Origin of the sequence: Chitinophaga agri (assembly GCF_010093065.1) — a bacterium.
GTDB lineage: Bacteria > Bacteroidota > Bacteroidia > Chitinophagales > Chitinophagaceae > Chitinophaga > Chitinophaga agri.
Window position 1 is genome coordinate 4,509,521 of record NZ_CP048113.1, and the last position, 12,696, is coordinate 4,522,216.

Sequence of the window (12,696 nt, forward strand, 5' to 3'; positions counted from 1 at the left end):
GGCCTGGACTGCAGCTTTTTTCAGCGATGGATCTGCAGGTAACGGCCTGATAAAAGATATGGATGATCAGTAAAACTGATACAGAATACAGGCTAAATGATGCTAAAACAAGAAAAATTGTCCGTGAAGGAAATAAGACGGGACAGCATATAGGTTGAATGGTTTCGCGACACAAGAATACTAAAATTTTGTTAAAATCCAATATTATTTTCAAGCGATCGCCCTGACCGGCCATCCGGCAGGTGAGTAGAGCGACCTGTAGCTGAAAATAATGATCAGCCGCTGCCAGCAAAGCTTTCCGGCTATTTTACCAGGCCTGCTGCATCCGGCAGACCAATCTGTACTACCTTTCTACCCTTCATTGTATATATTTGTGCTAATAGCAGAAGATTATCATGAGCGCAGCCATCGATTTAGACAAATATGAGGTAGTTATAGGACTTGAAGTACATGCCCAGCTACTGACAGAAAGTAAATTATTTTGTGGAGACAGTGCAGCTTTCGGAGGCGCTCCCAATACCCATATCAGCCCTATTACACTGGGTCATCCGGGTACCCTTCCCAAACTGAACCGGAAAGCGGTGGAATATGCCATCCGCCTGGGTCTGGCCTGTGGCAGCAGGATTGAGAAGGATAATTACTTTGCCCGTAAGAACTATTTCTATCCGGACCTTCCCAAAGGTTATCAGATATCCCAGCATACCGCGCCTATCTGCGACGGTGGCTACGTTACGATCCCCGTGGCCGGTGGCGAGCGGAAAATCAAGCTGAACCGCATTCACCTGGAAGAAGATGCTGGTAAATCCATGCATGATCAGGACCCATCATTCACCATGGTCGATTATAACCGTGCCGGTGTACCATTAGTAGAGATCGTAACAGAGCCTGATCTGCATGACAGTGAAGAGGTATATTCCTTCCTGACCACCCTGCGCCGGCTGGTACGCTGGCTGGATGTATGCGACGGAAACATGGAAGAAGGCAGTATGCGTTGTGATGCTAATATTTCCATCCGCCTGAAAGGTGAGACCAGACTGGGTACCAAAGTAGAAGTAAAGAACCTGAACTCCATCCGCAACGTAAAACGTGCGGTAGAGGGTGAAATAAAACGCCAGATCTCCATTGTGGAAGAAGGCGGTACCATCATGCAGGAAACGAGAAGTTTTGACGCCGGCAACGGTACTTCCTTCTCCCTGCGTTCCAAAGAAGAAGCGAATGACTACCGGTATTTCCCGGAACCAGACCTTGCACCTTTCCATTTGTCCGACGATTACCTGGATGCTATGCTGAAAGCACTGCCGGAGTTACCAGAGGCAATGGTGCAACGATATGTGACACAATTTGGCCTGCCGGAATATGATGCACGCGTAGTATGTGATGACAAGGCGACTGCCGACTATTACGAGCAGGTAGTGAACATCATTCCGAAACATAAAGCAGTGGCCAACTGGTTACTGGGGCCTGTCAAATCGACCCTGAACGAACAGGGTACAGCGATGGACGAATTCCCGTTATCGCCAGCTGCATTAGCAGCCCTGATACAACTTGTTGAGGATGGCAAAGTGAGCTTCTCCATTGCCTCTTCCCGTATCTTCCCGGAACTGCTGAAAACACCGCAGGAAAAGCCGCTGGATATTGCCACGCGACTAAACTTGCTGCAGGATAACAATGCTGACAGCATCTCTCCGATCATCGACGAGGTACTGGCAAAATATCCTGATAAGGTGGCTGAATTCCGGAAAGGTAAAAAAGGATTAATGGCGCTCTTTGTGGGAGAAGTAATGAAGCTCTCCAAAGGTAAGGCTGATCCTAAAATGACCAACCAGCTATTAGCTGAAAAACTGAAATAATTTTAACTGAAGAATATGACGAAACTTGCTTTATGGGCGCTGACCGGTTTATTGCTGAGCAGTTGCGCACAACAGACAGAGAAGGGCGATTTTACGATCAACGCACATATAGATAACGCTCCTTTGGGTACCATCTACCTGGAAGAGCTGGCAGTGGGAGAAGTAAAAGTAGTGGATACGGCTGTGATCAAAGACGCCAGCGGTAAATTCACCCTGAAAGGTATGTTACCTGAACAGGGCTTATACCGCATCCGCTTTGGCGGAACAAACAGCTACATACCATTGGGTCTGGATGCTGGTACAATGAGCATCACCGGCGACTACAATGAGCTGGACAAATTGAAGATCGATAATTCGGAAGCTACTTCTGAGATCCAGGAACTACTGAATGAAGCCAGTCAGAAAGACAAGGCCCTTTCAGCTGAAATGACAGTACTTGACAGTCTTGCCAAGCTAAAGACGCCGGATAGCATTATGCAGCCGAAAATAGCCGCATTTAAGGCAAAACAGGATGACTTCAAGAACTTCTTTATTAAATCCATATCTGAGACTAAATCGCCTGCAGTTGCCGCTTTCTCTATGAGCGTTCTTGGGCCTCAGATATTGGTATCAGAACCTAAGTTGCTGGATGATGTGAAGAAACATTTCCCGGAGAATACACTCATCGCCAGCTTCACAGACAAACTGAAAGAGCCGGCAGCACCACAGACGGCATCTGCCGGTGATGTGGTTGAAGAACCTAATATGACCACCTTAAAAGTAGGCCAGACTGCACCTGATTTCACCCTGCCTGATCAGTCAGGAAAATCGGTAAGCCTCAGCTCTTTCAAAGGGAAATATGTACTGGTTGATTTCTGGGCCAGCTGGTGCCAGCCATGCCGCAGAGAAAATCCGAATGTAGTAGCCGCTTACAATAAATTCAAAGGAAAGAATTTCACGATCGTTGGTGTGTCACTTGACAAGTCAAAAGAGGCATGGGATAAAGCCGTTGAAGCAGATGGTCTGACCTGGACACATGTAAGCGATCTGCAGCTCTGGGAATCAAAAGTGGTACCACTGTATGGTATCAGTTCCATCCCTACCAATATGCTGCTGGACCCACAGGGTAAAGTCGTTGCAATTGGTCTGAGAGGCCCTGCACTGGAATCAAAACTGCAGGAAGTATTACAGTAACATCAGTCACTGACAGATAAAAAAAGCGTCCGCCTGAGGCGGACGCTTTTTTATTAACTAGTCGACCACGGTTATTTTTTATAGCCCGGATTCTGTTCGATGTTCAAATTCACATCTATCTCACGCTGCGGGATCGGGAAGATCGCAGTCGGAGAGCTGGCTTCAATGGTACATCTGGGCGTATTTAACTGATTTGGATTGTTACAATAATTACGAACGATATCCAGTTTGTTTCTCAGCAGGTCGAAGTAACGGTGTCCTTCAAACATAAATTCCACACGCTTCTCCTTTAACACGGCTGTGAGCACGTTTGCGTTAGGTATATTCTCCAGCGGAGTCAGATTACGATGTGTACGGATCGCATTAACGTCCGTCAGTGCAGCTGCATAATTTTCTGATTTCGCATAGGCTTCTGCACGGATCAGGTACATCTCAGAGATACGCAGCACCTTGGCACTATACAGACCGGAAATACCATCCTGGCCGCTGAATTTGTTATTCTGAAATTCAGCGGGGCTACCTGTAAATTCAGATACATATACGTTTCTTGCATCTCCTGTCTCCAGCACATTCTTTAAATCCGGAGACACCCTGATATCACCATAACCTGGTTTCAGGTACATACGGCCGAAGTTATCAGAGCCCAATGATTCATTACTCAGTATTCTTACGGTGAAGATATCTTCCGGTGTGCCAGGCGTATTATAGAAGTTGGTTAGGGTACTGGCAGCAGCGATCTGATAACCGCCGTTAATAACCCTGGTAGCCTCTGTAATAGCATTTGCATTATCACCTTTGTACAGGTATACCCTGGCCAGCAATGCAGAAGCAGCATAGGAGCTGGCTGTGTAAGGATCATTCCTGTCGGCAGGTAATAACTCTTTTGCTTTTGTCAGATCGGCAATGACCTGTGTATATACTTCTTCAACTGTGTTTCTTTTAGGCGAGCCCACTTCGAATTTCGTCATCACAGGTACGCCCAATGTAGACCCACCACCTATCGCATAGGGTGTTGAAAAAACACGCAGCAGGTCGAAGTGTCCCAGCGCACGTACGAACAATGCCTGTCCAAGTGCACTGTTCTTTTCTGCGTCTGTTCCATCCTGTAACAGTGGCACGCTGTTCACGATGTTATTGGCACGTAATATCACTGCATAGATCCGGTTCCAGATACCGGTAACGTCACCATCGGCCAACACCCAGCTTACACGCCAGCTGGACAGAAAACGGTTACTGTTGTTAAACGAGAGGTATACGTTATCGGCAGTGATCTCAGGTATGATGAGGTAGTTCCTGCCATAATATTCAGTTACCTTTAGTCCTTCGTACATACCATTTACAGCGGCATTGACACCCTGAATATCTTTCAGTGCATCAGCAGTCGGTAATTTGTCGGCAGGATAAAGGTCCAGTTCTTTGTTACAGCCCTGGTTGACAACAAGCAGGGCAGCCATTAATATCGGGAGAATAATTTTTTTCATATCTGATCAATTACCTGAATTAGAAGTTAATATTTGCGCCAAATGTGATACTCTTTGAAGGTGGGTATCTGAAGAATTCCAGGGCACTGATATCCTGTTCGGGATCCCATCCGGTATAGCTCGTCCAGGTAGCCAGATTGGCCGCCTGTGCATATAGTTTAACACTGGAGAGTTTTGCGGCTCTCACCCATTTAGCAGGCAGGCTGTAAGCCAGGTTGATATTCCTCAGACGGAGGAAGGAACCATCTTCGAGGTAGCGGGTGGATAATGCAGAGTTGGCATTTTTGTTACCACCAGGAATTGGTTTAGGTCTTTCTGCGATGTCACCCTCTTTTCTCCAGTAGTTCTGTGCTGCCAGTTTATCGTATCCATAACCAAAATAGGCACCATCAGCATCACCCAGATTCCTTGTTCTGTTCAGGATCTTATTGCCAGTTACTGCGTAGAAGAATACAGAAAGGCTGATACCTTTATATTCAAACGTGTTGGTCAGACCACCGGTGAATTTAGGCTGGCTGTTACCAACGATCCTTCTTTCTGCCAGGTTAATATTGTTGGTTGTTTTACCATCAGCAGTATACCATAAAGGATCACCATTTTTAGGATCAACACCGGCCCACTCATTCAGGTACCAGCTCTGTACCGGCTGTCCTACCCTGTGTAATTGCGTACTGTTAGCACCTGCCACATCACGTCCCATGAAGAGGGATGTTACCTTGTTCCTGTTCATACCGATATTCAGCTCCGTTCTCCAGCTGAAACCGTTGTTATCGTCAAAATTTTTAGAGGTGATCAGTGCTTCGATACCTTTATTTTCCAGGCTACCCACATTGGTCATCTGTGTAGTGAACCCACTGGTAGAAGACACAGGCGTGTTCAGTAATAATCCGTCGGTATTACGTTTGTACACATCGATCGTTGCAGAGATAGCGCCGTTCAGCAGGGCAAGGTCCAGTCCGATATTAAATGACTTGTTCTTTTCCCATGTCAGATCAACGTTACCGATCGTATTCGGCGCGTTACCAGGTGCACCATTGTAGGAAGTACCATAGTCGTACAATGCACGGGCTACGAAGTTATCGATCGTACCAAAATCAGCATTACCTGTCTGGCCATAGCTGACGCGCAATTTTAGATCAGAGAATGCGTTCTGCGATTGCATGAACCCTTCTTCGATCAATCTCCATGATGCACCTACTGAGAAGAAGGTACCGTAACGGTTATTCACACCAAAACGGGATGACCCGTCAGTTCTGGCGCCTACGCTCAGGTTATATTTTTGTCTGAATGAATAGTTCAGTTGTCCCATATAGGACAGGAACGTATAGTCTGTTGCGTTACCACCGACAGCCTGCGGTGTAGCAGTAATGTCAAGTACTTTCAACTGACTACCGATGATACCGATACCTTCAGCGTTAAATGATCTTGACTTGAAGCGGTTATACTCGGTGAGTGCGAGGTAATCCAGCTGATGATCTTCACCAATATTAAAATTACCGGTAAATGAAAACTGGTTCGTCAGCGTGGTAGCCTTCAGGCTCTGGTTGTAAATACTACCACTTTTCAACGGATCGGCCGCATTGTATCCATCACCGGTAGTAGGATCGTAGAACAGATTAGCTGAAGAGTTCACCATATCCAGGTTCACTTTCTCCTGAACTTTCAGCCAGTCAAATATGCGATAGGCAACAGTTACACCACCAAGTCCACGGAAGTTGCTCAACTTCTTATCGTTCCTGTAAATAGAATAGAGAAAGTTATCTCCACTGGCGGCATTAAAGTCAGCTTCCAGACCTGTATACAATGAACCATCAGGTTTGTAAGGGCTTTGGAAAGGAGAGACGAAGAAGGCACCGAGTAGTGGGCTGGCGTAATAGTTACCACCCATTGCGCTATTGGCATCACTCTGAGATAGGTTCAGGTTCGTGGAAACATCCAGTCTGTCATTGACTTTCTGAGATACGTTAGAAATAAGAGTATAACGTTTCAGCCCGGAGTTGATAACAGTACCTTCCTGATCATTGTAGCCGGCAGAAAGGTATAGTTTCGTTTTTTCATTACCACCGGAAGCGGAGATGCCATAGTCCTGCATCTTTGCGGTACGGAAACCCGCATCGCGCCAGTCAAAGCCGGTAGACAGCAGGGAAGCAGGAAATTCCTCATCAATTTCTGCCGGTGTGTATCCATTGAGAGCGAGTACATCACGGTTGTAGGCGAGACTTTCAGCGGGCGTGAGCAAACCTGATTTACCAAAGCTTGCTTTAGATGAGCCATACTGCGCACGTGCACCGAAAGTAGTGACGCCAGCCTTGCCTTTTTTGGTAGTGATAACGATCACACCATTGGCACCTCTGGAACCATACATGGCAGTGGCTGATGCATCTTTCAGTACATTGATACTTTCCACGTCGTTAGGGTTGAGGTTGGCGAGGAGGTCATTGGATTGCAGTGCAAGATTGCTGGTGTTGTTAACATCTCTACCATCTACAATGATACCATCGATCACATATAGCGGAGCAGCACTTGCGCTGATAGATCCAACACCACGGATACGTACATTCTGTACGGACCCTGGCTGACCGGAAGCGCCACCTACAAAGACACCAGCGGCCTGCCCCTGCAATGCCTGGTTAATGTCTACGAGCGGCGTATTAGCCAGTTTTTCGGCGGTTACTTCCGCAACAGCACTTACCTTTTTCACCCTGTTGGTATTTACATACCCGGTAGCGATGTACTCTGTGAGGGTGTTATCAGCAGCCAGTGATACATTCACAGAACCGCTTTGGTCTGGTTTTACAGTCTGGGCGCCGAAACCAACGGAAGAGATCACGAGGGTTTGACCAGCACCGAGTTCGATACTGAAGTTTCCATTCTGATCAGTGGCGGTACCCTTATTGGAGCCATGGATCCTGACAGTGGCATAGGGCACAGCTGAGCCGTCTTTTGCGTCGGTAACTTTTCCCTTGATCGTTCGGGTTTGGGCAAGCGCGGGCAGCACGCTGATGGCCATTATTAGCCATAGGAGTAAAGTGTGTTTCATAAGCGATTTTGATTGATAAAAACGTCCGGATATTTACTTCATAGTTAAAGTTTAGGCTAATGAAATAACACGGCCTGTACGTACAGCATGATTGTACGTAAGACTTACTTACCTGACGGATCAACACATAAAAAGAGGATGTATGCTACATTTTCAGGCAACAGTTACTCCGCCCCCATGTCAGGCAGTAAGGTTCATTCGTGTAATTGGTTTTTGATGTTCAATAGTACGTTTCAAGTAATTCCTTTCTCAGCGGCAAAAGTTGGTGGGTCGGGTCTCTTCAGGAATTGTTGATTCAGATTTTGGCTCGTCTTTGTTCACAATAAGTCACATATGCAATATATGAAATTGCCTGGAAATTATCTTGTCCCTTCACTCAATTTTTTTCTGGATTAGCGAATAATTCCCGTTGATACTGGGGTCTGAAGGGAAAATAATTGTATGAGCAAGGTGCCAGCTAGTGATCAATTACTGACCGTGCGCCAGACACTGTATTTGGGGTATCATAAAAAAAAGCATTAAATGTGACCAGGCACATTTAATGCTTTTTCCTGTATTACAATAGTTATATCTGTTAGTATCCAGGGTTCTGATGGCCTTTCAGAGCAGGACTCACATCAAGCTCTCTCTGAGGAAGCGGCAGTATCACTCTGTCAGCACCCGCCTTCTTCGCCGGATCATTTTCACGCAATGAGAAGCCTCTTCTTAACAGGTCCATTCTCCGATGTCCTTCAAAGCAAAGTTCCTTACGCCTTTCATTCAGAATTGCATTAATGAAAGCTTCTTTTTCTCCGAATGTGTTGATATCCCATTCAGCGAGTCCGGCGCGTCTTCTCAATGCATTCATCAGTTTAACAGACTCCTGATTTACACCATTCAGTTCCGCCAGTGCTTCGGCTCTGTTCAGGTACATTTCAGTAACCCGGATCAGCGGCGCATTATCTTTATAAGTACCGACGTTCGGGAACTTCAGTGTGAACCGTTTCTTCTGTCCATTACCGGCAGTGCCTTCATCACTCATGAGGAAACGTTTATCATTCGCCTCCTGTGTAAAGGCAGTTTCCAGTGAGGTTGTAAAAGGGCAGAATCCACCGTTATTAGTGGCAAAAGGCCTGTAATAATAGGCCCAGCCAAAACCGCTGCCAGGAGGGTCTGTGTCTGTATTCTGAACAGAGAAGACATCTTCCATGGTATTCGCATCATAGAAAGCATAATCAGTGGCCAGGTTGTAATAAGGCGACTTCAGTACACTGTCGGCATATTGTGCAGCTTTATCCCACTGCTCACGATACAGATACAGTCGGGACAACAATGCGAATGCAGCACCTTTTGTAGCACGGCCTCTTGCCATCACCGGGTCACTGAAGGTAGGTGACAGGTCGGGTAATGCTTCCAGCAGATCTTTTTCGAACTGTGCGTGGGCTTCATTCACAGTACCTCTGGAAGGGTAAGTAATGTTACCATCAAAGGCAGCAGTGACAACAGGAATGCCCGGTGTTCCACCCTGCTGTACCTGATAAGGCTGTGCAAACAGGTTCAGTAACTGGAAGTACAGGATTGTTCTCACAAACTTTGCTTCCGCCACATACATCTTACGGTCTTTTGCGGAGAAGGCAGGGTCCTGTACACCCGGCACTTTCTCTATCACCATATTAGCGCCCATGATCGCATCAAAATGAATGCGCCACATCTCACTGATGATAGAGCTGGAAGGGGAGGCTGTAAATGTGCTGATCTCACTGAATAATGCTGTTCCATAACATTCAGCATTATCTGCCATAAAATCGCCTATGATCTGTGGCTGACCTCCTGTAACCTCCGGACGCTGAGAGCGGCTGTATACGCCGTATAATGCGCTTAAAGAGGTAGGGCCAGATGTAAATACGAGGTCTGAAGGAATAGCCTGCTCCGGATCCTGCTGAAGGTCCTTACTGCAGGAAAACAAGCTGGTACAGGTCACACCTGCCAGCAGCCATATCCATATCTTATTTTTCCGGTTCATGTTGGCTGTTTTCATTTTTAAAATACCAGGTTTGCACCTACTGTGATTGATTTAGGTTGCGGCAAAGAGAAATAGCCTTCTCCTGCAACCTGTGCATTGGCACCATACTGAGATACTTCGGGGTCAGCACCACGGAAATGCCTGTCTTTTACGGTCAGGAGGTTTTGTCCCATTGCATACAGGCGAACGCCGCTCAGTACACGTGTACGGTTCAGCAGGCTGGCCGGTACATTATATCCCAGGCTGAGTGTTTTAAGACGCAGGAATGAACCATTGAACAGCTGCGCACTGGAAAGCTGGGCAAAGCTATTGCCGTTCTTCCAGGAAGCACTGGTAGCAGCTGGTGCAAATGCCTGATCGCCCGGTTTCTGCCAGTAGTTCAGCAGGTCCTTGCTGACGTTGGTACTAACATTCACTTTGACATTATCCAGCTCTCTGAATTCTGTCAGCATCACTTTATTGCCATAGGAGAAATAGAAATTCACACCCAGATCAAACTGTTTGTAACGCACCGTATTGTTAAATCCACCTGTCCATTTTGGCATGCCGCTACCGACGATATTCTGGTCTTTTGCAGAAGGCGTAGAGGTTACCTTTCCATCCTTGGTATACCATTCCGGGTCGCCGGTTTCCGGATTGATACCCTTATATTTCAACAGGTAAAAAGTGTTCAGTGAATGTCCCTGCAGCACACGCTGGCCGTTATATGTGCTTAACACAAAGTTCCTGTTTTCATCATCTTTGTTATCAGGGGGAAGTGATAAGACCTTGTTGTGCAGGTAACCCAGATTCAGGGTGGTGGTCCATTGCAGGTCTTTTGTCTTTACCGGCACACCTGTGATTTGCAGGTCCACACCTCTGTTCAGCATTTCGCCGGTGTTCCTGGTAGCAAATCCAAAACCGGTTGTGGAAGGTATGACCATATACAACAGCAGGTTCTTTGAATGCTTGCTGTAATAATCCACTGATAATTGTAATCTGTTATCCAGTACATTGACCGCTACGCCCAGATCCAGCTGACGGTTTTCTTCCCAGCTGAGTTTAGGGTTTTTGATCTGCGTAGGTCTGAGACCAGGTTGTCCGCCATAGTTAGCATCATTACCCGCCGTGTACAATGACATATAATCGTAGTAACCAATGCGGTCGTTACCTGTCACGCCGTAGCTGGCAGTAACTTTCATGTAGTCAATGAAGCCCAGGTCACGGATAAAACGCTCCTCCGACATGATCCAGCCGCCGGATACTGCCCAGAAGTTACCAAAACGGTTATTGGCATCAAAGCGGGAAGAACCATCGCGGCGCAATGTTCCTTCAAAGAGATATTTATCTTTATAGCGGTAGTTACCACGGAAGATGTAGGATTCAAGTCCCCAGGCCTTTCCCGTTGCCGCACCGGTAATGGTAGCAGCTGATCCGACATTCGGCAGCAGATCGCTGGTGAAACCGGAACCTGTTACCCTGATGTCATCATATCTGGCTGTTTCATAACTGTGCGCCGCCAGTAAAGTCACCTGGTGTACGTCAGCGAAACGTTTATCAAAATTGATACTGTTAGTGGTCAGCCATTTATTATCCTGCCAGATGGTTCTTCCGGCAGTACCGGCAGTAGTGCCCGTTATTTTGGCTGATCTGCGATATCTCTCTTCTGTTTCCAGGAAGTCCATACCCCAGTCGGTTTTCACCCACAGATAGTCAGTAATATTCAGTTTTGCATAGGCATTACCGGTATTGCGGCGGGTATAATATTTATTGCTACTCAGATTAATATAGGCGAGTGGGTTATTACCTGGCGAATCATACTGTCCGTCGGCAGTATAGGCAGCCGTAAAGGGAGTATTCAGCAGTCCTCTTGTATAAGGTGCCTGCGTGCCATTTTCAACCGGTATACGGTCCATGTTGGTATAAGCAGTGGTGAAGTTAACACCAAGGCGTAAATGCTTATTAGCGGTATGTTCCAGATTAATTCTTCCGGAGTACTTCTGCAGGTTGTTACCGATCACGAAGCTTTCATCATCAGCGTAATTACCGCCTATATAAAAGCGGGTCTTTTCATTACCACCATTAGCAGATAATGAATAGTTACTATTACGACCGGTCCTTGTTACCAGGGAAGGCCAGTCGGTACTTTCCGCAGGAAAATCCTTCTGAGCAGCGCCTGTCACTTTGGTGATATAGTTATTAAAGAAACTGGCGTATTCAGGGCCATTTAAGACATCTATTTTACCGGTAGGCCTCACCCAGCCGGTGGCGTAGTCCAGCCTGATCTGGGTTTTCTGCCTGTAGCCACCTTTTTTAGTAGCGATCAGTATTACCCCGTTCGATCCTCGGGAGCCATAAATAGCGGCAGCAGCAGCATCTTTCAGTACAGTAATGGACTCAATATCATCAGGATTCATTTCCAGCAGTGGATTCAGTAAAGAACCACCCCCGTTATTGGTACTGTTGTACGCGCCATCATTTAATGGCACCCCATCTACAATAAACAGCGGCTGTGTACCTGCTGTGATGGACGCCGTTCCTCTTACCCTTACCAGGGAGGCATTACCCAGCAAGCCCGAAGAATTGGTCATGCTGACACCGGCTACCTGTCCCTGCAGTAGCTGCTGAGGTGTGACTGTAGGTACATTGGCAAAATCAGCAGCTTTCACAACAGCAACAGCCTGTGTGGTATATTGCTGGGATTGCTCGCCATATCCGACCACTACTACTTCTGATAGCTTGGAGGATACAGATGCCAGTTTGATGTCTAACCGGGTCATGTCTGGTCCGACTTTCACCTGCCGGGACTGAAACCCGACCATAGAGAATTGCAGTTCGGGCGTTCCCCCGATGCTCATAGAATAAGACCCATCCGGACTGGTGGCTACGCGATAGGTGGAGCCTTTCAGGTGGATAGTAACACCGGGCAGGGGCGTACCGCTGCTATCGGCTGTAACAGTGCCTGTAAGTGTCCTCATCTGCGCGAATGCTGGTAGCACAGATATTAATGAAAACAGATACAGGAATACTCCTTTTTTCATCAAGTAGATTTTTAATTAATGCTGGAAGTCAGGCAGTACGATATATAGTACCAAGATTGAGATGTCGCATCTGTGGTTAAATGCGACCAATAGTCCCCCGTGTCTTTTATTGTTTTGATCTTCACACAGT

Annotated in this window: 6 protein-coding genes; 2 read left to right on the plus strand and 4 right to left on the minus strand. The window is 46.8% G+C overall.

Annotated elements, in window-relative coordinates:
* Positions 1–395 precede the first annotated feature (395 nt).
* Both gatB and GWR21_RS17920 read left to right on the plus strand, forming a co-directional pair.
* A complete protein-coding gene (gene gatB / locus GWR21_RS17915; protein ID WP_202928959.1) occupies positions 396–1,850 on the plus strand; it encodes an Asp-tRNA(Asn)/Glu-tRNA(Gln) amidotransferase subunit GatB in 1,455 nt (484 codons plus the stop codon).
* Between the two features lie 15 nt (positions 1,851–1,865).
* On the plus strand, positions 1,866–3,023 hold the full coding sequence (locus GWR21_RS17920) for a TlpA disulfide reductase family protein (protein ID WP_162333074.1): 1,158 nt from the start codon (positions 1,866–1,868) through the stop codon (positions 3,021–3,023).
* A 71-nt stretch (positions 3,024–3,094) separates the two neighbouring features.
* On the opposite strand, the gene GWR21_RS17925 is transcribed toward GWR21_RS17920, so the two are convergent.
* The 4 genes from GWR21_RS17925 to GWR21_RS17940 all read right to left on the minus strand — a co-directional run bounded on the left by GWR21_RS17925 (position 3,095) and on the right by GWR21_RS17940 (position 12,566).
* Positions 3,095–4,504, minus strand: coding sequence for a RagB/SusD family nutrient uptake outer membrane protein (locus GWR21_RS17925; RefSeq protein ID WP_162333075.1), 1,410 nt, complete (start codon positions 4,502–4,504; stop codon positions 3,095–3,097).
* 19 nt (positions 4,505–4,523) lie between these two features.
* Positions 4,524–7,544: a SusC/RagA family TonB-linked outer membrane protein gene (locus tag GWR21_RS17930; protein WP_162333076.1), complete on the minus strand. Its 3,021-nt coding sequence runs from the start codon at positions 7,542–7,544 to the stop codon at positions 4,524–4,526.
* 574 nt (positions 7,545–8,118) lie between these two features.
* On the minus strand, positions 8,119–9,546 hold the full coding sequence (locus GWR21_RS17935; protein ID WP_162333077.1) for a RagB/SusD family nutrient uptake outer membrane protein: 1,428 nt from the start codon (positions 9,544–9,546) through the stop codon (positions 8,119–8,121).
* A gap of 17 nt (positions 9,547–9,563) precedes the next feature.
* A complete protein-coding gene (locus GWR21_RS17940; RefSeq protein WP_162333078.1) occupies positions 9,564–12,566 on the minus strand; it encodes a SusC/RagA family TonB-linked outer membrane protein in 3,003 nt (1,000 codons plus the stop codon).
* Positions 12,567–12,696 lie beyond the last annotated feature (130 nt).